Source organism: Pantoea sp. S-LA4, assembly GCF_054482835.1.
This window is the reverse complement of sequence record NZ_JBTLRC010000003.1, coordinates 63,553-85,580: the sequence shown is the minus strand read 5'-3', so window position 1 is coordinate 85,580 and position 22,028 is coordinate 63,553. Positions and strand designations below refer to the sequence as shown.

General features: G+C 48.3%; 18 protein-coding genes. 12 read left to right on the top strand and 6 right to left on the bottom strand.

Translation table 11 applies throughout. The features are described from left to right. Positions 1-31: 31 nt before the first annotated feature. Both ACX3P5_RS20315 and ACX3P5_RS20310 read right to left on the bottom strand, forming a co-directional pair. Complete coding sequence (locus tag ACX3P5_RS20315; RefSeq protein WP_458969262.1) at positions 32-4,234, bottom strand: S6 family peptidase; 4,203 nt, start codon at positions 4,232-4,234, stop codon at positions 32-34. An 839-nt stretch (positions 4,235-5,073) separates the two neighbouring features. Continuing rightward, positions 5,074-5,337, bottom strand: coding sequence for a putative hemolysin (locus ACX3P5_RS20310; RefSeq protein ID WP_458969261.1), 264 nt, complete (start codon positions 5,335-5,337; stop codon positions 5,074-5,076). Positions 5,338-5,973: 636 nt separating this feature from the next. On the opposite strand from ACX3P5_RS20310, the gene ACX3P5_RS20305 reads away from it, so the two are divergent. Together ACX3P5_RS20305 and ACX3P5_RS20300 are read left to right on the top strand one after the other, a co-directional pair. Further along, positions 5,974-9,021: an autotransporter outer membrane beta-barrel domain-containing protein gene (locus ACX3P5_RS20305; RefSeq protein ID WP_458969260.1), complete on the top strand. Its 3,048-nt coding sequence runs from the start codon at positions 5,974-5,976 to the stop codon at positions 9,019-9,021. Between the two features lie 53 nt (positions 9,022-9,074). Beyond that, positions 9,075-9,392 (top strand): NirD/YgiW/YdeI family stress tolerance protein, encoded by a 318-nt coding sequence (locus tag ACX3P5_RS20300; RefSeq protein ID WP_233988812.1) that lies wholly within the window; start codon positions 9,075-9,077, stop codon positions 9,390-9,392. A 345-nt stretch (positions 9,393-9,737) separates the two neighbouring features. Here ACX3P5_RS20300 and ACX3P5_RS20295 read toward each other — a convergent pair whose 3' ends face one another. The 4 genes from ACX3P5_RS20295 to ACX3P5_RS20280 form a co-directional block, all read right to left on the bottom strand. Then, on the bottom strand, positions 9,738-9,968 hold the full coding sequence (locus ACX3P5_RS20295) for a hypothetical protein (RefSeq protein ID WP_458969259.1): 231 nt from the start codon (positions 9,966-9,968) through the stop codon (positions 9,738-9,740). Positions 9,969-10,022: 54 nt separating this feature from the next. Then, entirely contained in the window at positions 10,023-10,565 is a 543-nt protein-coding gene (locus ACX3P5_RS20290) for a hypothetical protein (protein ID WP_233988814.1), read from the bottom strand. 106 nt (positions 10,566-10,671) lie between these two features. After that, the gene (locus ACX3P5_RS20285; protein ID WP_458969258.1) at positions 10,672-11,337 is read right to left on the bottom strand and encodes a LuxR C-terminal-related transcriptional regulator; all 666 of its coding nucleotides are present in this window, start codon (positions 11,335-11,337) and stop codon (positions 10,672-10,674) included. A 12-nt stretch (positions 11,338-11,349) separates the two neighbouring features. Further along, the gene (locus ACX3P5_RS20280) at positions 11,350-11,940 is read right to left on the bottom strand and encodes a helix-turn-helix domain-containing protein (RefSeq protein WP_233988816.1); all 591 of its coding nucleotides are present in this window, start codon (positions 11,938-11,940) and stop codon (positions 11,350-11,352) included. A gap of 1,024 nt (positions 11,941-12,964) precedes the next feature. Between ACX3P5_RS20280 and ACX3P5_RS20275 the strand changes: the two genes are divergently transcribed. The 10 genes from ACX3P5_RS20275 to ACX3P5_RS20230 all read left to right on the top strand — a co-directional run bounded on the left by ACX3P5_RS20275 (position 12,965) and on the right by ACX3P5_RS20230 (position 22,014). Beyond that, positions 12,965-13,282: a hypothetical protein gene (locus tag ACX3P5_RS20275; protein ID WP_233988817.1), complete on the top strand. Its 318-nt coding sequence runs from the start codon at positions 12,965-12,967 to the stop codon at positions 13,280-13,282. Between the two features lie 8 nt (positions 13,283-13,290). Continuing rightward, complete coding sequence (locus ACX3P5_RS20270; RefSeq protein WP_233988818.1) at positions 13,291-13,515, top strand: hypothetical protein; 225 nt, start codon at positions 13,291-13,293, stop codon at positions 13,513-13,515. A 113-nt stretch (positions 13,516-13,628) separates the two neighbouring features. Next, complete coding sequence (locus ACX3P5_RS20265; RefSeq protein WP_233988819.1) at positions 13,629-14,159, top strand: fimbrial protein; 531 nt, start codon at positions 13,629-13,631, stop codon at positions 14,157-14,159. A 64-nt stretch (positions 14,160-14,223) separates the two neighbouring features. Further along, complete coding sequence (locus ACX3P5_RS20260) at positions 14,224-14,961, top strand: fimbrial biogenesis chaperone (protein ID WP_233988820.1); 738 nt, start codon at positions 14,224-14,226, stop codon at positions 14,959-14,961. A 27-nt stretch (positions 14,962-14,988) separates the two neighbouring features. Next, positions 14,989-17,583 (top strand): fimbria/pilus outer membrane usher protein, encoded by a 2,595-nt coding sequence (locus tag ACX3P5_RS20255; RefSeq protein ID WP_233988821.1) that lies wholly within the window; start codon positions 14,989-14,991, stop codon positions 17,581-17,583. A gap of 14 nt (positions 17,584-17,597) precedes the next feature. After that, on the top strand, positions 17,598-18,656 hold the full coding sequence (locus tag ACX3P5_RS20250) for a fimbrial protein (protein ID WP_458969257.1): 1,059 nt from the start codon (positions 17,598-17,600) through the stop codon (positions 18,654-18,656). A gap of 66 nt (positions 18,657-18,722) precedes the next feature. Further along, positions 18,723-19,385: a response regulator gene (locus tag ACX3P5_RS20245; protein WP_293001503.1), complete on the top strand. Its 663-nt coding sequence runs from the start codon at positions 18,723-18,725 to the stop codon at positions 19,383-19,385. A gap of 34 nt (positions 19,386-19,419) precedes the next feature. Beyond that, complete coding sequence (locus ACX3P5_RS20240) at positions 19,420-20,742, top strand: TolC family outer membrane protein (RefSeq protein ID WP_316044367.1); 1,323 nt, start codon at positions 19,420-19,422, stop codon at positions 20,740-20,742. Between the two features lie 26 nt (positions 20,743-20,768). Continuing rightward, positions 20,769-21,872 (top strand): HlyD family secretion protein, encoded by a 1,104-nt coding sequence (locus tag ACX3P5_RS20235; RefSeq protein WP_458969256.1) that lies wholly within the window; start codon positions 20,769-20,771, stop codon positions 21,870-21,872. Then, the gene (locus tag ACX3P5_RS20230) at positions 21,835-22,014 is read left to right on the top strand and encodes a hypothetical protein (protein ID WP_458969255.1); all 180 of its coding nucleotides are present in this window, start codon (positions 21,835-21,837) and stop codon (positions 22,012-22,014) included. Before ACX3P5_RS20235 ends, ACX3P5_RS20230 begins: the two co-directional genes overlap by 38 nt. Positions 22,015-22,028 lie beyond the last annotated feature (14 nt).

Below are 22,028 nucleotides of genomic sequence, written 5' to 3'. Positions count from 1 at the left end.
GCACCACCGCCGGGGTGATGCTCTGTAAAATTCAGAAGTGATAAGAAAAACCGACCTGACCGCTATAGTCTGTTTTAAAGACACCGCCAAAACTATTATCCACTTTGGCATTCAGCGAAAGATTACGGCTGATCTCACCTTCTATGCCCACCGAAGAACGGTAGCGATTATCAGACCAGGCGCTATATTGACGATCTGACTGACGGTCAGAAAGCGTGGTCTTAGATCCGTTCTTCCCTGGCGAATATTGATATTCAATGCTCGCAAACAGATTAACGTTATCCAGTCCTGCACCCAGTCCGCGTTGTTTCACCATAATCCCTCCGGTTAAGAAATAGGGATTCGCCGAGCTTAAACTGACCGCAGCATCCTGCCCTTTCAGTGAATAACCGGAAAGCGTGCCGGCACTGACACCCACATAAGGTGAGATCGTCAATCGATCCTGCGCCAGCCCGAACTGATAACCACTCCGCAGGCTACCGACCAGCATCTGACTGTGACGATTTTGCGCGTTAATGCCCAGCGCCGGATCCAGCGTAATCTCCTGATTCAGATACATCAGGCGGCTCGCCGCATCGACGAACCATCCCTGTCCGGACTGCCAGCCATAATAAGCGCCAACGGTGGCCAGACGGTGGTTCTCTTTGCCTTTTCCTTCAACCTGTCCCTGGGTGTAGCTTGCGCTCAACCCAAAGAGCTGATTGTTGCTTTGCTTGTCCCAGCCGACGTTCAGGGTTTGCTGGCTGGCATCCAGACCCAGAAAACCGCCTTTTCTCTGCTCGATCGTGACCCAGGGCCCACTTCTCTCTGAAGCATCCCGCAGGCTGTCAGTACGCTGATGCAGCTGGCTTACCGCTTCGCTAAAGATATACTGCCGCGAAGCCATCATTGCGCGAGTGTTCTGAATCAGCGGCTGGTTATCATAGACAGTAAACCAGTCGTCCGGATTGAATACGGGCTCAGCTTCGGTTGCTGCCGCCGGTTCTTCGGCCGGTGTCTCTTTCTCAGCTTCCTCTTCAGCAGCAGCCTCTGCCGCTGCCGGAGTTTCTGGCTCCGCAGCTGGCGCGGTTTCTGCCGGAGCTGGCGTTTCCGGTGCCACTTCCGGAGCCGTTTCTGCCGGGGCTGGCGTTTCCGGTACTACTTCCGGAGCCGTTTCTGCCGGCGCTGGCGTTTCCGGTACTACTTCCGGAGCCGTTTCTGCTGGCGCTGGCGTTTCCGGCACTACTTCCGGAGCCGTTTCTGCTGGCGCTGGCGTTTCCGGCATCACTTCCGGCACCGTTTCTGCCGGCGCTGGCGTTTCCGGAGCCGTTTCCGCTGGTGCTGGCGTCTCCGGCACCACTTCCGGAGCCGTTTCCGCTGGTGCTGGTGTTTCCGGCACCACTTCCGGAGCCGTTTCTGCTGGCGCTGGCGTTTCCGGTACTACTTCCGGCACCGTTTCCGCTGGCGCTGGCGTTTCCGGTACTACTTCCGGCACCGTTTCCGCTGGCGCTGGCGTTTCCGGCACCACTTCCGGCACCGTTTCTGCTGGCGCTGGCGTTTCCGGCACCACTTCCGCAGGCTCTTGCTCCTGATTATGCTCAAGCACCCACAGAACGCGATCGTTCTCGTCCTTCACCTGATAGTTCGGGGTATAGACGCTAAAGCCGCTGTAGTTGCTGGCAAAGCTAAAGTAGTCATGTGACGTACCGGCGGGAGCGTCGATCATGACCAGATCCTGATTCAATGCGACCTGTTCATTACTCCCGACAATCAGTTTTACATCCAGCAGGTTATCGCTGCCGCTGGCGGCAGAGTTAATCGTCAGTCTATCGCTTTCCAGCGTGGACGGTTTTACGCCCAGCATCAGATTAAGTCCGGTGGCGTCCAGAGTATCGACATCCAGACTTTTTGCCTGCCAGCCAGTCTGTGGCACCGTTGACAGCGTGGCGCCGCGTGAGGCCTGCAGCAGACTCACATGACTGTTTCCGGTCATGTTCCAGGTTGACTGACTATCCAGCGTCATGCGCGTTGTGCCACTGGAACTGACGGCGCCCTGATAGTTCACCTTCCCGAGATAGAGCGACGCATCGTTGGCCAGCTGGACATCTCCCGTTACCTCACTGGCAGGAAGACGCGCCAGCGCGTCGGCATCCCGTACCGGCTGACTGCAGGAAACGTCATCTTTATAGATCACGGCGTAGCACCGCCAGCTCTTCTCCTCCGCCAGCGTACTGTCGTTATAACCCAACGAGAGGCGTGCGGATTCATCAGCCGTTATATCTGCGGTTACGCTGGCATATTCCCCCACCTGAAACAGAGCATTGCTGCCCACGTGGATTTTATCGGCCCTGAACAAGGAGGTCGTCCAGTCATCCTCAATGACCACGCTACCCGCATGGGCCACCGGCTGACCTGAGAGAACTGTTGTACCGCTGTTCGCATTTAACGTGCCATTCAGATTCATGCCACCCGTTAAGGCTGTTATCGCTGACCGGTTGCTCGGGCTGATATTGACGTCCATCGCGCCATTCACCAGGTTTTGTACTTTTTCGCCGATAAAGCCTCTGAAAACCTGCAGATTCAGCTGCGTTAAGCGATGGTTGATCGCCTCATCCGCATCCGTTCCCAAAAAAGTCCAGGTTGAGGTTGAGCTTTGATCTGTCGGGTAATACCAGTAAGAAGAGGTATTCAGCTGGAAATATTCCGTCTGCTTCGTATAAGGGTTGTTATAAACATAAATTGATCCTGGCGTGCCTGTCGGGTTACTGCCGCTAAAGGTATTAAAAGGCACATCTTTCGCGGTATAGCCGGTGATATTCAGGGTGGCCAGATCGCTGTTGTGATTGACCAGCAGAGCGCCACTGTCGGTATGATTGATTTTTTTGAAGGTCAGCGCATTACCGTTTAAATCCAGGCGACCGCCGCGATAGCCGAAATAAATATTATCAGCCGCAACCTGATTCTCATCGCTCAGCACCACGGTTGGCCGGCCACTGACCAGCGTGACGGATGAAAATGCGCTTTTATCCCCGTTCGCATCGGCGCGCTGATCGAGCACGACCGTACCATCACCCACATTGAGTGAACCCGGGTTGTTCCCTTCAGCATTGACGTGCAGCGTGCCCGCCCCGATCTTATGCAGCGCATCGTTCTCCACGCCGTTGACCTGCCACAGCACCTCTTTGCCCGCATCGACCTCAACACCGCCGCCAGCCCAGGTTGCGTTGGCCCCACTGGCCGATGCCACTGTGTAGTTATTCGAGAACTGGAGTTTTCCGGCCCCCATATTAATGGGTGCATTTAAGGTAATCAGACCACCTGCACCGTTAAATCGTAAATCTTTGGTGGCATCCAGCTCTTCGTTGGTGGCGCCTGACGGAGCAACGCCTGCGTAGGCGGTGTCCAGCCCGGACCAGGACCACGACAGCGTGTTTTGCCTGATCGCATCATTGTCCCAGCTAATCGCGCCACCACCGGCAATATCGACCACATCGGGTGAGGTATTCGCGGCTGCGATGGTCTGAATGTAGTTATCAGGAATATATTCCCAGATGCTGGTCTGCCCATAAATCTGGTCCGTTACATAGGCGCCGTGCAGAACACCAGCCACCTTCCAGACCTGCTCCAGTTCGTCATAGACCATGACAGGACTGCCGCTGTCACCGCCCATTGTTCCGATAGAAAGCGGAGAAGTCAGTGGGTTATCAGGCCCATAATTGGTTCCCTGCAGAGAGCCTGACGTCGCCTTCACCGTCGCCGCATTAATCGTTCCTCCGCTTACCCAGTTATAAGCACCGCTGAGGGTAATTTGCTCGGTCTGCGCCTCATTAACCTGGCTCTGCGTGCCGCCACCAATGCGCGTATACCAGGAGTAGCGCGATTTATCAGCCGCTATCATGTCTGATTTTTCGATCACGCTAGCGGGGGCCGACTCTGTGACCACTTTATTCAGGCGTGGCAGATGAAAATCAATATCTGACAGTGTTGATTCATTACGATTAATCAGCGTGTAATTGGCGGCATACTGCGCACCGTTACCAAATTTGAGCGTTTTATAGCCGGTGTTATGACGCACGCTGGCGACATAAGATGGCGCAACCAGTGTGCTGTAACCGTAAGTCGCCACCATGCCAAAATCCGGCATAGAAAAATCAAGATAACCTGACAGCGATCCATCTGTTTTATAGATGGCGATATTTTTAGCGCCAACAGAAAACTCCCCCAAGTTTTCAGCAAAATCGCGATAAGTTTGCACATCGACATCATGCCGCATAATTCCGGCATTTGAGCGCGTACAGATAGCTACAGTGCAGCAAAAAGCGACTCTTCCAATATATTTCAATGGATTCCCCTTGTGAAAAAATACACTTATTAATTTATTTTTTACTCGCAGGAATAATATCATTTCACATATCTGTTACCGAAACCCGCCGCCGCTTAAAGATTGATTGAGATCAATAAAACGCGGCCATTCAATGCAATTTAAACGCTAACTCGCTGAAATAAATCAATATATAAAAACACTGCCAAATAAGAATCAGCTTTATCAATATATTTAAGAAAACACCTAGTCCAGTCCAGAAATAGACTACCGCCCATTCATTAGTTATATTTACTGTTTTCGCAACCAGACAGGCGAATAAATAGCGATTAGAAAAAATCTATTTTTTAAGGCAAAGTTATGTATTGTTGAGTCAGCCTTTCCGCCGGAGAATAAACAAACATCAATCCAGATATTTTCTATTGACATTAATTTAAGTTGGTTAGCTGCGTATTGCCATGATGGCAATTTATTTTCACAGCATTCTGCTCTTTGCCTCATCGATTCTGAATAACATCCATCACATTGACGTAACATCATCAGCGCCAGTTTCAGCGCCTGACGTTGCCATTTTCCGCTCTGCGCGGATAACGGTTCTGCCCAGCGTGATGATAGATCAGCGCGGCGGTTAATGAAGGGATAACGAGGAGAGGTAACGGGGCGGTGAGCAGTATAAACGGCGCGGGTTACTCACCGCTCAATTTCCTGTGTAAGCGGTAAAACAAGCCGTTAGTCAGAAATGAGGTTGATCTGACCGGACGGCTTATGCGGGATTATTTCGCAGGCGTGGAAGCAGGATGCGCCTGGCGGTAGAGTGTCCACTGCTCGACTCGCTCACCGGAGGGTAACGTACAATATCCAACAACCCCGGCGTCGGTGTTCACCTGTGAAGGCGTACCTCCCACTTTTATGCACCAGTTTGTCGCCGGATTCGCCATGCCAATGCGTTCAGGCGCTGCGGGTTTTTGTGCGCAGGCCGTGAGCTGCAGCGCTGTCAGTACCCCGAAAATAGCCACACTCATTTTAATCAGCTGCATTAATCACCTCTTTTCCAGTTGTTCATGCGTTTGTTCTTTTCACTGACTCAGACGCAGGCCACTACTTTCGGAACGGTCTCTTGAGTCATCATCCCTGTTAGTGGAAAAGGTTAATCACACTCTTAGTTAATTAATGACCCTGTCATGGCCTTGTCATGTCAAAAAACGGATTGATTTTATCAGGCCAAGATTAAACAGGTGATTAATCACCCGCTGTTAACTGACTTTATCGACAATAATTTCACAGCTTCCGATTATAAATATAGTCAAAAAACTATGCGTGTAATTTTTTTAACAGGAATACCCAGTTTGTCAGAGTCGCATAACCTTAATTTCAAAGAGGAACCTCATCAGACAGGCTCATTTATGTAACGATTGATTAAAAGCGGAGACTTTCAGCTTCTTTACATAATTCAGCGCTGCCCGGCATAATCCTGTCGTTTTCATTAAAGATGAAGTCGTAAATTATATGATTTCATTTAACATGACCGCTATTAATGCATGAAGCTTATTCAATACGTTTAATCATTCCCTGATGGTGCCTGGATCAATTGAGCTGAATCTAAGTCATCAATAAAATCTTAAGGAAGAGTTACTGGTATGAATAATAAATTCAGAATGAGCAGGCTCGCAAAAATGCTGATGCTAGCCGGTGGTGTAGGCGTGATGCCGGGCATCGGCGATGCGGCAGTGACAGGAAGCCAGACGGGAGGCGATATTACCTTACCGGATGGTACGACACTGATTGCCGACCAGACATTGAATGGCGGACTCTACGGTATTCTGGTGCCAAACGGCACTGCCGGTACGGTAGAAACCGGTAGTGGCAGCACCGTCAGCGTTACCGATGTCGATCATTTTGCCCAGGGCATTTTTCTGAACGGTGCAAACAGCGATCTTCACGCCAACAAGTTGATTGTCACCGTATCGGGTAAAACCGCCAGCGCGATCGAACTTACCGGTAATCAGTCCAGTGCTGATTTGGGCACGGGAAGTTCGGTGACCGCCGTAGGAAGTGGCAGTGGATTCGCTGATGGCGTAACGGTGAAGAATGCCTCCACCCTGACAGCAGAAAAATTGCAAATATCGACGCAGGGCGATAACGGAATTGGCCTGCATGTTTCCGGCTATGGTACAGAGGCCGGTTTAGGTAATGACAGTGCCATTCAGACCAATGGCACCAGCAGCAATGCCGTGCAGATTGATGCCTTTACCGGTCAGACCACGGACAGCGTTCCCCTGGTAACAGCAAATCACCTCACGATTAAAACGCTGGGCGACAGCTCTCAGGGTATTAACATTCAGGCCGACAGCTCGGTCGATCTCGGCAGCAATTCAACCATCATCACCACCGGCGAGACTTCCGTTGGCATCTGGAGCCTGGGTACTTTAACCGCCGATCACCTCAATATCAGTACCTCGGGTACGGCGTCAGCTGGCCTGTCGGTCAGAGGAAACGGGCTTGCCGATGTTGGCGCGGGCAGTGTGATTTTCTCGGCGCAGACCGGTGCTATCGTGGCAATGGGCGATAGCGCCACGGTCAACTACCTTGGGACTGAAACAGAACGCAATACGCTGCAGTCGGCGGGTTCTTATGGCGCCTCTTCACAGTCAGCTGGCGCGACCGTCAACCTGCTGAATACCGATATTACCATTAACAGTGTCGATACCCTGGGTCTGGGCTTGTGGGCATTGGGCGGGCAGATCAACGGCGAAAACCTGACAATTACCGGTTTACCGGACAGTACCATCGGGGTTTACGCCATGGCTGAAGGCGAGGTTAACCTTCAGGGTGATCTGACCATTGATATGGGATCGCCTGAAGGGGTTGCGATGGCGACTCAGCATAATGAGGGCTATGCACCCAGCGTGATTAATGCTGACGGAACGATGGCGATTACCGGTAGCGTTAATTCGCTGGGAGGATTGATCGCTCTCAATTTCGCCTCAGGTTCACTCTGGTCAGGCAGCGCCAACAGCGACAACGTCAATGGCGGCCACCTTAATGTCAATCTGACTGATAGCGAATGGCGCGTTGCAGGCGACTCTGTGCTCGACAATCTGCAAATGAGCAATTCCCTGGTCGATCTGACCGCCGCCACCGACGACAGCAGCTACTCCACGCTGACGGTGGCTAACCTGAGCGGCAGCGGTAATTTTGCGTTACGGACTGATATTGTCGGTGACGGGGATGGCGTTAATAATATTGGCGATAAAGTCGTGGTTACTGAAAGCAGCGCGGGTGATTACACGCTGCTCATTCAGAACCGCGGCAGTGCCGTCACGACCGGTAATGAAGTGCTGACCGTCGTTGAAACGCCCGACGGCGTCGCGACTTTCAAAGGGGATTCAGATGTTGAACTGGGCGGTTATGTTTATACCGTCAATCAGCAGGATACTAACTGGGTGCTCTCCTCGCCAAAAGCGGAAGCCGAGACGCCGGCCGACGATGCTGAGGCCACGCCGGTCGATCCCGCGGATAATGGGGCAGTCACGCCGGTCGATCCCGCAGATAATGGAGCAGTCACGCCGGTCAATCCCGCAGATAATGGAGCAGTCACGCCGGTCGATCCCGTGGATAATGGAGCAGTCACGCCGGTCGATCCCGTGGATAATGGGGCAACCGCGCCGGTCACGCCTGGGGATAACGCAACGACAACGCCAGCCTCTCCGGCAGATAATACTGCAGCAGAACCGGACAAAACCGGAGATCAAAGCAGTGCTTCACCTGCTGCCCCGGCGGGTACAGCGCCTGCAGCCAGTGGTCCGTCAGTCATTAGCAGTACTGCAAATGCCGGTGCGAATTTCCTCAATATTGGTTATCTGATGAATTACGCCGAAACCCAAACGCTGATGCAGCGCATGGGTGACGTTCGTCAGGGTAAAACCGCCGGCAATGTCTGGCTGCGCGGCATTGATGGCCGTTTCAGCGGTTTTGCGAGTGGCAAATTAAGTAACTTCAGCCTGAACTATACCGGTTATCAGTTTGGCGTAGATAAACGCGTTTCGGACGAAATTCCGCTTTATCTCGGTCTGTTTATGGGTGTGACCGAAGGCTCTCCGCACTATCGAGACGGCGACGGTAATACCCGATCCAGTCATGTCGGTATGTACAGTACCTGGATGAATGATGAGGGCTACTATGTCGATGGAGTAGTGAAATTTAATCGTTTCAAAAATCAGTTTAGTGTCAAAGACACACAGAATAATCGGGTTTCAGGTACGGCAGCGTCATACGGTTTCAGCGTATCGCTGGAGGCCGGTAAAAAATTCAGTTTTTCAGAAGATGCTAACGGCTTTTATCTGGAACCGCAGCTGCAGATGACAGCAGGTTATCAGGATAGTAGCTCGCTTCGGGCATCCAATGGGCTGAATATCAGCCTGTCGAACTACAAGTCTGTACTCGGCCGGGCGAGTGTGCTGGCAGGCTATGAGATGCACCAAAGCGGCTACAAGCTCAACAGCTATATCAAAACCGGAATGATGCGCGAATTTTCGGGCGATACACATTATGCGCTGAATGGTTCACGAGAGAATCTTTCCTTTAAAGGAAATGGCTGGAATAACGGCATCGGCGTCAGCGCTCAGATCAGTAATCACACCCTGTTTATGGAGGCGGATCTCGTTGATGGTAACCGTTTCAATCAGCGCCAGATTAATGCGGGTTATCGCTTCAGCTTTTAATTAACAGACATTCTTAGCTCAGGACGCTAAATTCTTCACGACAGGAGTTGAAAATGAAAAAAACCTTGCTGGTGATCTTTACCTTAATAGGTTCATCGGCGGCTTTCGCCAGTCAGCAGGTCTCGGTGGCTGAGGCGAAAAAAATGCGCGATGACCGGCATGTTACGCTCACCGGCACCATTACCGGACGTGCCGATGACGATCACTACTGGCTTAAAGATTCGACTGGCCGCATTCGGATTGATATTGACGAGGATGATGATGACGATGATCACTATCTGGTGGGTAAAAAGGTCAGGATAAACGGCGAAATTGATCGCGACGATGGCCAGACTGAAATTGATGTCGATCGGGTCGTTATTATTCAATAACGCCTCCGTTCAGAATAAACAAAGCCAGCGATTATGCTGGCTTTGTTCGATCCATCATGAAGATTTAGATTTCCTGTTCCGAAGCCGCCTGTACAGGCTCTTATGCTGCAGCTGCGGCAACCCACGCCCTCATCAATGAACAGCGTTGATTGCTGACGAATCGGCCGTGTCGTAATGTACGGTTGCCGCTTCCGCTTAGACTGAGGTTATGGCACAGATAACTGAGTTGCATCGACACAGGATCGTAATGCCCTTTTGATCTGCGTGCCGGCATACGCCTCTTCAGGCTTAATCAACAGCGCTGGCAAACGACTTAACGGCATTAATCAGGATTATACTGCCAGGTCACAATCGCGGCGTAATCATCATCATTTGATACGGCAGCAGGCATACCTGGAGGATGAAAATGCTGGCTGGCCTTCCCTGCTGCTCAGGCCTCTGGTGCTGCGGATAGGGTGTCATCGCGCGGTTTTGCTGCCGCGACTCAGGATGATAAAGAGTAATGCGTTGTCGCTTTTTGCTGACAGGAAATGAATAGTCTGCGCCCGGATTCTGTTCGCGCAATCCTTTACTCATACTCAGCGTTGTTAAATTTGTAGAGTGTCTGACTTTCTGTCTCCGCCAGAGAGATCAGGTCAGGCAGTGTTCATTTGCAACGCTGAACAGCGTCAGCAAATGTGGTTCGACGTTAAACAGCGCTTTTTCTGCTTCCTCTTCGGGTACCCAGCGTGCCGTGACCGCGTTCTGACTATTTAATGCAATCTGATAGAAATACCGCTTTCCCGCCTGAAATGTGGTTGAGCTACCCGGCAGATTTTCAGAACGGCCAAAGCGATGCTGGTCAAGCTGACCTATCGAGATATCAAGCGATCCTGCACCAGGGCAAAGGATAAGCTTTACCGCACGATTATGCGGAAGTATGCTCGTATGGTATTGATTATTAAGAAATACATTGACCACCTTATTTGACGCAGGCGATGTATCGCCATCTACCCGATACACGATAAGCTGCGCATGCGTACCGGGAGCAGGAATAACCGGCAAGGGTGAAGCCACTGCATAGTGACTGTAGAGATAACTCATCAAAAAAACCACCATACCAATAATGAGTGCCAAAATGGCCCTGATGGGGATAGAGATAATGATGGTTTTTTTCTGAGATTCATTGTTCATAACTGGCTCACACAAAAAATAGATCAAATATATCAAACTGAGAAAAATTTACTTTTTTCGCATAGCGGGATTTTACAGGCTGACTCGCATCTCATCGCCCTGCCCTCTACTCATCGTTTATCACACCCTTATATAATTCAATTAATGAAATTGAGTTGAGAAAAGAGTGGAACTCATAATCACCCTTAATATCAAACTTTTTCATTACATTATACTTGTGAGCGTATACCGTTTTAGTTGAAAGCCCGAGGAACTTTGCCGTATGCCGGACATTGTTCCCTTTCTTCAAAAAACTCATCACCTGCAGCTGCACCAGGGAAATCCGGGAAAAATGGCATCTTGAGCAATCGGATGGCTGGTAGCCGTTTTTATTTTCGTCATGCGCAAGCAGCCAGGCTTTGGTTATCTTATCCCTGATGTTTTTTACTGATTCTGTCCATGCAATCACGGTTAATGACTGATAGCAGACCGGCAGTTCTTCAGGAATAATTTTGTCAGGCTGATCGGTAAAGACCAACAATATGCTGCCTTTTTTTCTGTATTGATAGGCTGGCTGACACATATAGAGTCGCCATTGCGAAACATTGATGATGATTATGTCCGCTTTTGTCAGATTCTCACTATCAAAACCGTTTAAAAACCCCACGTTGGCGCTGAAGAGAAATGCTTCTTTTATCAGCTCAGATATACCAAATTTAAAATAATAGTTATCATCCTTGCATATGATCTTAACATCCATGTTTTTCCCTTTAACATCCAGATTTCCGAGCATGAAACTTTCCTGCTAGGTAAATTTACCGTTAACCAGCTCCAGTTCACCTTTCTCTTTCAAATCCTTTAAGACCCGGCAGATGGAGCTCTTGGAAAGATGCGAGCTGTGCTCAATTAAGTAGAGTGCTGAAAATCGTCTTTTCAGGTGTGGCGGCAGTTTTTTCCAGCGACCGATTAATGACAGCACCTCATCGTAAGAGTTGCTTTTAGGCAACTGAATATAATTCATCAGGTCAGAATACTGACCGGAGAGAATAGACATTGCATCATTAAACAGATTCTTTTCAAAAATCAACATCCAGAACTTTTCATAGTCGATAAAGCTGACTTTCCCATAATCAACCCTTTCAAGATAGATCGGTGGTTCATCCAGTGCGGGTGTCACGCCGACCACGGCAGGTGCTGAAAGGATGTTAAGGACCTTATTTTCTCCTTTTAGTTTTAGCAAAAAATCGCCGTCCAGAATAAACATTACCCGGCGAACATTGTCTTTTGTCAAATGATAGCGGCGCTTTCCACGCGATATCTCATCGGGATTAGCAATTTGGGTGTAACCCGCTAATGCATCGATGATTCGCTCATGATTTTCAGTCACTCTATACATATCGATTAACTCAATCCAATTGATTCACAAGGCGATACTGGACAGCCCGTGATCACTATTTAAATTATAAAAAAACCAGTCTGCGCTGTTCTCTTTGCTTGTTCCTGGTGAAGCGATTTCTATAGCTATTTACCCCTCTAAAGCCTCAGTAAGGGATAAGAGTATTATCGGTTTCGCTATAATAAAATCAGCACAGTAAAATTCAATCCCACAAACCAGCGAAAAGGTAGGATTAAAATCCAGCAACAACGAAAACAACCACACCATACACTGCTAAAAACTTATTTATCAGATCATATATCCACCAAACAGAGACATCCTGATTGCGTTATAACTTTTTTCCTAAAAATTGGTTTTTACATATCCATATGATAACTAATGTTATCCACACCGGAATTGAAACAATGAATTTCACATTAACATGATCTAAAAAGCACAAATAAAATATGAAACTCAATTTTGGAATCAATGTTAATACTCGCTAAAAAAATTGACTCCTCACATCAGCTCAGTGCCAGTAAATTTAATCACGCCAGTGCCAAAACAGACAATTAAATATAAAAATGCTCAATAAATAGTTTTTTATTCTATTTTTTAGCCACTAAATAGGTTTTAGTTCCAGAAATAGAGTGAGAGGCTTATCTGCCCTCTTTCTGTAAGAGAGGCGGAATATAGCCAGCCAGGCGGACAGGCTCTGGTCGTCCGGCTACTGATACATTTATTCAGCTTGCCGAATGAGGCAGCGCTACATGATCCTCAGCTATTAATTTAATTCTTAAATAACACTAAAGATTAAAAAGCCAGGCAGTGATGGGAATTTTTAACTTCATACAAAAAAGAAATTATTGTCGCAGCATTACAATGCACGTTAAATATTTGTAATCGAACATCTGGAGTTTCATCTAATTTGCAAACGAAAAAACAAATTATGGATACTTTACTATTTAATTCGTTCGGATTAATCCATTTAATAGCGCAGCTCAGTTGATACAGCAGCAACAATTAATATTAGGGAGATAAATAAGTGAGAGAGTTAACATCTTTTGAAGTTCAGAACGTTTCTGGTGCTGGTTTTTTTGATTTTATTGGTGCCGTAGTGGTGGGTTCTGCTACTGGTCTGACTGCATTTGGCCTTAAATGGGGCATAAGCGGTGGCGGCACTGGTGGTGTCTTGGGCTTAGGTATTATCTCTGCTGGCGTTGGTTTTATCGTTGGTGGCGTTCTTGGCCTGGTTGATGGTGCACTGTACGGTGCAATGAATGGCTGGGATACAACTGCTGCCTGGTTCAACCAGGTTACAGAAAATCAGTTTGATCTCAACGTTAAACCTGTTTCTGTTTAAGGTAAATCATGCGCGAATTAAAAGAGAGTGAGATTCAAAATGTCAGCGGCGGCTCATTAACCTCGTTGATCCTCGACTTTTTTAAAAGCATAAACGCTTCCTCTCAGGAAGAGACCACCGAATGGACGCGTCCGGAAGAAGTTCCGGCGGCCAATCCAATTAGTGGCCAGGCCTTTGGCATGGGCATTGTAAGTGTTGTCGCAGCAGTCGCCTTTGGCCTGTTTGCTTTTTAAGTTACGGGCGGAGTGATCTCCTTCTGTAAATCCGATGTGAGTGATTGCAACCAATAGCAATCACTCATTGTTAATGCAGTTCATCTTTTTATTTTTTATACAAAGGAAAGTATATGAAAAAGGTTTCTATGATTTCTCTCGGTCTGCTGCTGGCAGCCGCTCAGGTTAATGCAGCTGAAGCATCTGATGGCACCATCAATTTCACCGGTCAGATCGAAAGCCAGACTTGTACTGTTAGCGTCAACGGCGGCACCAGCACCGGTACCGTAGTATTGCCAACCGTCTCTTCAAGCCTGCTGAAAACTTCAGGACAGACCGCTGGAAGCACCCGCTTCACTATCGATCTGAGCGATTGCTCTACTCAGACTGGTGACGTTTATGCTTATTTTGAACAAGGCTCTAACGTTAACGCCAATGGCCGTCTGAACAACACCGGTACTGCAGAAAACGTTGAACTGCAGCTGCTGGATAACGCAAGCAATGCTCTGAACGCGGGCAGCACCGCTCAGACAACTTCACCAGTGACTGCAACACTGGCAGCCGGTGCAGCAACGCTGACTTATGCCGCTGAGTACTTCGCTACCGCTGCTGCAACTTCAGGTACCGTTGCTTCATCTGTAACTTACTCAATCAATTACCTCTAATTGATTATGGTGGGGAGACACCGTCTTCCCACCTCTTTTCCTCTTTGTTAAATCCAGTAATATTATGAAAAAAAAAAGCGTTAACTTCATAGCATCATTGCTGCTTGCGTGCGTTTTTTCCACGCCAGCTCTTGCCAGTGTCACTATCATCGGCACCCGGGTTGTTTACCCTGCTTCAGAAAAAGAAGTAACGGTACGATTGGATAATCGCGGCGATCGGCCTGCTCTGGTCCAGTCATGGATTGATGCTGGTGATCCTAATCAGCCACTGGATAAGATCAACGTTCCCTTTGTTTTATTACCCCCGGTTTTTCGCATGGAAGCCAATAAAGGGCAAACCTTACGAATTGTTTATACCGGCAGTAACCTCCCCACAGATAAAGAATCAATATTCTGGCTAAACGTACTGGATATCCCACCGAAGGATAAAAGTCTCGCGAATAAAAACCAACTGCAAATGGCTATAAGGAGCCGCATCAAACTTTTCTATCGTCCCACTACGCTCAACTCCAAAGATGCAGCAGAGGCTGCGACTGCACTGGTTTGGCGTAAAGGTAATAAAAGCAATCAATTAACTGCAATTAATAACTCCCCCTATTACGTTAATGTGGCACTAATTACAGCAGAAGATACTGCTGGTCATAAAGTAGTAAGTGAAAAGGGAGACATGCTGGCCCCAGGCGGAAGTAAAGATTTCACCCTGAAAGGGGCTAACGTAAATCAAATAAAATCGTCATTCCATTACCAGTTTCTGGATGATTTTGGCGCAGCACGGGATGCAGAAGGCCTGATCAGCCAATAATTTTGGTAGTGATAATTAAGGGTAACTATGATGGCAAGGACAGTCTCTGTAAATAAACCAGCGGGCAGACATTTTTGTCGCTCTTTTTTAGCGCTTTTTCTTACCGCTGTAACAACCCCAGCACTGGCTGAGGATAATTATGACTTCGACGAATCCTTTGTAAAACATTTGCCAGGGGTGAAAGTTGATGTGTCTCGTTATGCAAATGGTAACCCAATTGACCCAGGTATTTACACATTAGATATTTTTCTTAATGGCCGTCAGGTCAGCCGCGACAACGTTCGTGTCGTACGTGAAGGAAACGAGACTAAAGCCTGCCTTTCCTACGAGCTTGTAAAAAACCTGTCAATTAAAGACAGCGTTTTTAATTCGCAACAAGCAGAAGAATTACGCGCCGGAAAACAGTGCCTGGCACTGGAAGACGTTATCGATAATAGTAATGCTGCAATAAATAGCGCAGATATGCAAATGGATATTTCCATTCCGCAAATCTATCTTCTGCGTTCTGCGCGCGGCTATGTTGCACCTGAGTTCTGGGATAAAGGTGAAACGGCGCTTACTCTTAATTATAACACTAACTATTATCGCTCTGTTTATAGCGGCGGTCGTGAATATGATTCTTTTTATGGCCGGGCGCTGGCGGGCTTCAACCTGGGTGGCTGGATGTTCCGTCACGATGGCGCACTCAGCTGGCGGCGTCAGCAGGGGCGCGAAGATCATCATTATGACGACATCAACACCTACGTACAGCGTGACATTCCACAACTGAAATCGCGTTTACTGTTAGGTGAAGGCAATACCAGTGGTGAAATCTTCGATACTCTTTCCTTTCGTGGCGCCCAGATTTCAACAGTTGAGCAGATGTGGCCCGATTCACAACGGGGTTATGCACCAGAAATCCGTGGTGTAGCCCGGACGAATGCTCAGGTCACAGTGAGCCAGAACGGCAACAAAATTTACGAAACGACCGTCTCACCTGGCGCGTTTAACATTACCGATCTCTATCCTACTGGTTACGGCGGTGATTTAGACGTCACAGTAAAAGAAGCTGACGGCAGTGAAACGCGTTTCTCGGTGCCTTACGCAGCCATGGCGCGATTGAAACGCCCAGGCATGACCTACTATTCCCTGACCGGCGGCGTATCGCGACGCGATAATATGGTTTACACCCCTTCGGTGTATCAGGGCACCATCCAGCATGGCTTCACTAATAGTCTGACCGGTTATTCCGGTATTCTGGGATCAGATAACTATACGTCCGTGTTACTGGGTGGTGCGTTTGGTTTTCCGATTGGCGCCATTTCTCTGGACATCACCGGTGCACAAACAAAATATGGTGATGAAAAGAAACAGGGTGTCAGTTACCGGGCGACCTACAGTAAGAAAGTCTCTCAAACGAATACTAACTTTACCCTGGCAGCCTACCGATTCTCCTCATCTGGCTATTACAGCTTTGATAACGCATTGCAAATTAACAACTATTATAAAAAGAATGGCAGAAATGGCACTGTCAATTATCTTTCACGTCCTAAGCAACGTTTTTCAATGACCGCCAGCCAAAATTTTGGAGATTCATTTGGGAGTCTCTATCTTACTGGTTTCGTTCAAAACTACTGGAATGATACCGGTACCAACACTCAATTTCAGCTGGGGTACAATAATACAATTGGGCGAGTATCCTATACAATTTCCGCGAACCGATTATTATATTCAACCGGCGGACACGATACACAATTATCACTCGACTTCTCAGTGCCTTTAGGCAGCGATAACAGGCACAATTTAACGGGAAGTGCGACCCATACTAAAGATGGGGTCAACGCCCAAACGGGAGTTAATGGCGTTTTAGGCGAGCAAAACCAATTTAACTATAACGTTGGTGTCGCGCGTGATATTGATAACAATAAATCGGGCTCGATTGGCGGACAATACCGTTCTCCTTACAGCACGTTGACAGCATCTTATACCAAGGGTGAAAACTACTATTCAGCATCAGGTGGCGCCAGCGGCACTATCGTAGCGTTACCGGACAGTCTGACGTTCAGCGCTTATCAGTCATCTACCTATGCCGTGGTAAGCGCAGAAGATGCCGGCGGTGCGCGGGTACTGGGTTATCCGAACATTGTGCTTAACAGCAGTGGAAGGGCCATTGTGCCAAATCTTAACCCTTACCGGATAAACGAACTGGCAATAGATCCGAAAGGTATTCCGCTTGATGTCGAACTGGAAGCAACTCAACAACGCATCATTCCTGTTGAGGGCGCGGTAGTCAGACTTGACTATAAAACAACGAAAGGTAAGCCACTGTTGATTCGCGCTAATCAGCCGAACGGTAACGCGCTGCCATTTGGAGCATCAGTTAATGATGAAAATGGCAATCTGATAACAACCGTTTCACAAGGCGGCCAAATTTACGTCAGGTTGAATAAAGATGTCAGCCGTCTGCATGTGTCATGGGGTAAAGCACCGACGGATAATTGTCTGGTGAACCTTGAATCAGGCGCAGTGCAGGCGAGTGAAAATAAATCGCTGGCAAGGCTAACCACGACATGTAACAGCGATCAGAATCAACCTGTTCGTTATGTTTCAACTAGCATAAACGACAATGACAGCCAGGGTTAATTGGGTGAACTATTATGATATTTTTTAATATTTTAAAAAAATTAACGAGCGTATTGGCTCTGGTTATGCTGGCAATCAATATTGTTGTCGTTACCGCAACCGGTGCCCGCGCTGCTGATGATATAAAATTAACCTGTAAAGCGCCGTTCACCACAGCCGCAATCGATTTGAGAACGCTGGGGATTACCCTCTCATCGGCTGTCCCCATCGGTACAGTCGTTTATGAAGGCAGTGCAACAGTTGATGTACAGTGCGGTATTAATATTCTCACGACATGGCCCGAGGAGGGGCTTAGCACAGAAGTTTATTTTAAACGGCTGTCAATCGCCGAGGGTTCGCTGGGTTATGGGTTAACGTTATACCTGGGTTATGGGGGTGAATATTCCAACGAAGCAGGGACTATCGCCACCGGACAGATGGTTGACAAGTATGCGGGTATCACAACCGGCGGAGTACTGAATAACTACACCGAGTTTACGCTGAATGTGCCTTATAAGATCGTGCGTACCTCCTCCTCACTGACCGCAGCACCACGTACGACGTTGAACTTATTTCAGATCGGATCGTTAGTAACGGGAAGTGATGAAGCTTTCATCGCCAGCAACCTCAGGAATAATGCGATTACGGTAAAAGATGAAACCTGTTCTGTGGCCGGAAATACTACCCAGCAGGTGCCACTGGGCAGTTATTCAGTCAGTAAAAGTGGCGGGTTAGGTGCTGGCATTGGACAGACCAGTAATCCGATTCCTTTTGATATTCAGCTGAACTGTGAATCACTGCTATCAGGCACCTTTGAAGTCATGATGCAGTTCGACGGCGATGCGGTCAGCGGTTTGTCAGATGCAGGTGTCGTTGCACTGAATACAACCTCAACCGCGACCGGCGTTGGCGTTCAGATACTGAATGAAAATCAGCAACCCGTTGCGCTGGCGTCACCCTTTAACGTTGCCTCCTATCCTTTGTCTGCTGCGTTAATTACTGTGCCTTTATATGCACGTTATTATCAGACTGCTGAGAAAGTGAGCCCGGGAACGGCGGATGCAGTAGCAACTTACACGTTGAGTTATCAGTAAAACACCGGCAAGGCTCTTCGGAGCCCTGCCATTTCAATCATCTCTAACTGATCAAAGGATTCGTCAGTGGATTTGCCCCAAAGAAAAAATACGCTACGGATTGGTGTATCTGATGAGAGCCCTTTCATTATTTACTCAGTCCAGTCAATTTTATCAACCGAATTCGTTCAGCACGAAATTAACGCTTATCCGGTTGATAAAGAGGATTTACTATTAAACCTTAAGGAGGATGCCCCAGACATACTCATTACAGACTTTAACTTTAGCTTTGAGCGTTATGATTTGAACGGCGTCAATAAAATTGAGGAGATTCATAAGAAGTTGCCTGACCTTAATATTATTATCTTCACCGCTCAGACCAGTCAGGCTATTCTGAATAAAGTATTGCAAATTCCTATCAAGGGCATTATCAGTAAACGTGACGATCGCAGGCAGCTGATTGAGGCTTTTCGATGGATATATTCAGCCAACAAAGGGGTTTATTATTCAGAAAAAATGAAACACCTGGCACTTGATACCCAAGCCAGCAAAACAAACAGTCTGTTGTCTCCCTCAGAGAATGAAATCATCCGTTTATTCGCGATGGGCTACAGCCTGATGGATATCGCCAAAATACGTAAGCGCAGCGTCAGCACCATCGCAACGCAAAAATATAACGCGATGCGCAAGCTACAGCTGCACTCAAATACAGATCTAATAAAGTATGTTTTTGCCCAGGAATTAATTTAACCCAGGCATTTAATTTTTTGAAACAGCGAAAAACATGAAAATCCATAAATTAAATAAACTCATGCTGATGTTTATGTGTATGCCTGTTTATGTGCATGCCACAAATCTGCAGCAGGCTGCACAGGCCGCATTAAATTATGACTCGGCTTTACAGGCGAGTAAGCAAACCAGCGAAGCAGATAAACAAAAATACTGGCAGGGAATGTCAGGAATGTTGCCGACTCTCACGCTTGAAGGAAGCTGGGATCGCCAGGAGCAACCGGATAAGAAATACCAGAGCGGCGTCACTTCGCATAACTATGATGTCCGAGTCAGGCAACCGTTGTTTGATATGAGTAAGTATGCGGGCTGGCGTAAAGGTATCGCGATTGCCAACACCGCCGAAGCACAGGCACGTCAGGCAGAGGAAAAACTGCTGGGTACCGTTGCCAATGCTTATTTTACCGTGCTCTATCAGCAGGAAGTCTTACAGGCCGCACAGGCCGCTAGCCATAACTTCAAACAGCAAATGGACAAGCTTCAGGCAGGTTTGAGTAACGGGCAAAATACGCGTACAGAAGTTGATGAGGCGAAAGCGAACTATGCCATCGCTCAGGCCAAAGAAATTGAAGCCAGCAATCAGTTACTGCTTGCCGGTGAAGCGGTTCGCCGATTATCCGGCGTCAATCCGGATACGCTGGAGCCGGTTAATTTTCAGTGCCTTAATTCAACGCCCTACTCCACGCTAACCGAAGCGATCAGCGCCAGTCAGCAGCGCAACACCGATATCAAAGTTGCGATGTTCCAGCACGACCAGGCCGATGCCGATGTGCTGGCTGCCGATGCTGCTCACATGCCTGTGGTGTCGCTTTATGCCAGTTATGGCAAAAACTGGAGCCGCAACGATAACGACCAGAACTTCCTTTACGATGCAATTTTCGGCACCAACTCGAAAAGTAATAACCTGCAATACGGCGTAAATGTCTCCGTTCCGCTCTTTGCCGGCGGCAGTCAGCTGTCACAATCATTTGAAGCGTCTTATCGCCGCGAGGCCTCCAGGTACAGCACCATCGAAGCGCAACGCAAAGCGGTTCAGGACACCCGTTCTGCCTGGCTGAGCCTCAAAAATGGCAAGGCGCTTATTGATGCGGAAAAAAATGCGGTTTCTTCGGCGCGCGAAAAAGTCGTCTCGGTTAAGTATGGGCGCGAAATGGGCTTTCGTACGGTCAATGATGAAATGGATGCCCAACAAAAATATTACAGCGCGCTGAAAGATCAGGCTGAAGCACGGCTGAATTATTTAACCGCCCTGCTTAATCTGGCACTCAGCACCGGATCGTTATCAATCGACATGCTGAATTTCTTTCAGTGCCGTTAACCCACTTACATATGATGAATAGTTAAATGGAACAGTCACTTTTTCGCCAGGAAGCACTTGATGCTGCTAATCGCGGCAGTCTGGGTACCGTCGCACTTTATTGTCCACCTTACCGATGGCTGGTTATTTCCATCGTCGTGGTGATTACTGCAGCGACCACACTTTTCTTTATTTTTGGCAGCTACACCAAATATGAATCGTCTACCGGCGAGTTATTACCGAAAAACGGCATGTTGATTATTCCGCCTCCGGTCAGCGCGACCGTTATCGATATCCCGGTAAAAGAAGGCCAGCGCGTAGAGAAAGGCGATGTGCTGATGGTGCTCTCATCTGAAGTCTCGACGCAATTTGGTCAGACGCGTCAGGTGGTCTCAGAAAACCTGGCCGCGCAGCGCGAACGTCTGCAGCAGGATCTGGAAACCCTTAGCAAACTGCATGACGTAGAGATGCAGGGGCTGAAAGAGACGATCAGCAGCCTGAAATTGCAGCAAGAGCAACTGCGGCTTCAGTTAGCGCATCGCAGAAAGCAGGTTGAGCTGGCGCGCTTGCAGCTGACCAAGCTGAAAGCGATGCATAACGAGGGATACGCCTCAAGCCGCCAGGTGGAAGAGCAGGAATCAACGCTGCTCGACGGCCAGGCACGCTATCAGGAATATCAGCGGCAACTGCTGGATATTGCGCAGAAAATCCTGCAGGCGCAGCAGCAACTGCATGAGAAGCCGCTCGACGACGAGAAAAAACGTAACGATATCGAGCGACAGCTGGCAGATAACCGTCAGTCACTGGTTGAAAACGAAGCTCGCCGTTCTTTTGAATTACGTGCCCCCAAAAGCGGTTACGTCGGCATGATTATGATCAAAAACGGTCAGATGCTGAATGCAGGTCAGTCAGCCATTGCCATCCTGCCCAGTGACAGTGAACTGGTAGCCCGCATCATGGTGAATACCCAATCTATTGGTTTTATCCAGGCAGGACAACGTGTCGTGCTGCGTTATAAAGCCTTCCCTTACCAGAAGTTCGGTCAGCAATACGGCAAAGTCATCGAAGTTTCACGTACGGCACTGACACCTCAGGAAGTCTCAACATTAACCGGTGGAGCAGCAATATCGGGTACTGGTGGCGCTGGATAAACAGACTATCAAAGCCTACATGCAAAATGAGCCGCTGAAACCCGGTATGGCGCTGGACGCCGATTTTATCGTCGATAAACGTCGTCTTTACGAGTGGGTCCTTGAGCCGTTATTCGCGCTCGGTCACAAAATTTCGCTCTGATTAAAAGGTCTGTG

Bases quoted from the DNA above. Each gene is read 5' to 3' on its own strand.
- ACX3P5_RS20255 (WP_233988821.1), top strand. From the start codon at position 14,989: ATGATGGCAAGGACAGTCTCTGTAAATAAACCAGCGGGCAGACATTTT.
- ACX3P5_RS20235 (WP_458969256.1), top strand. From the start codon at position 20,769: ATGGAACAGTCACTTTTTCGCCAGGAAGCACTTGATGCTGCTAATCGC.
- ACX3P5_RS20285 (WP_458969258.1), bottom strand. From the start codon at position 11,337: ATGCTCGGAAATCTGGATGTTAAAGGGAAAAACATGGATGTTAAGATC.
- ACX3P5_RS20310 (WP_458969261.1), bottom strand. From the start codon at position 5,337: ATGCAGCTGATTAAAATGAGTGTGGCTATTTTCGGGGTACTGACAGCG.
- ACX3P5_RS20265 (WP_233988819.1), top strand. From the start codon at position 13,629: ATGAAAAAGGTTTCTATGATTTCTCTCGGTCTGCTGCTGGCAGCCGCT.
- ACX3P5_RS20305 (WP_458969260.1), top strand. From the start codon at position 5,974: ATGCTGATGCTAGCCGGTGGTGTAGGCGTGATGCCGGGCATCGGCGAT.
- ACX3P5_RS20260 (WP_233988820.1), top strand. From the start codon at position 14,224: ATGAAAAAAAAAAGCGTTAACTTCATAGCATCATTGCTGCTTGCGTGC.
- ACX3P5_RS20240 (WP_316044367.1), top strand. From the start codon at position 19,420: ATGAAAATCCATAAATTAAATAAACTCATGCTGATGTTTATGTGTATG.
- ACX3P5_RS20290 (WP_233988814.1), bottom strand. From the start codon at position 10,565: ATGAACAATGAATCTCAGAAAAAAACCATCATTATCTCTATCCCCATC.
- ACX3P5_RS20250 (WP_458969257.1), top strand. From the start codon at position 17,598: ATGATATTTTTTAATATTTTAAAAAAATTAACGAGCGTATTGGCTCTG.
- ACX3P5_RS20295 (WP_458969259.1), bottom strand. From the start codon at position 9,968: ATGAGTAAAGGATTGCGCGAACAGAATCCGGGCGCAGACTATTCATTT.
- ACX3P5_RS20270 (WP_233988818.1), top strand. From the start codon at position 13,291: ATGCGCGAATTAAAAGAGAGTGAGATTCAAAATGTCAGCGGCGGCTCA.
- ACX3P5_RS20280 (WP_233988816.1), bottom strand. From the start codon at position 11,940: ATGTATAGAGTGACTGAAAATCATGAGCGAATCATCGATGCATTAGCG.
- ACX3P5_RS20300 (WP_233988812.1), top strand. From the start codon at position 9,075: ATGAAAAAAACCTTGCTGGTGATCTTTACCTTAATAGGTTCATCGGCG.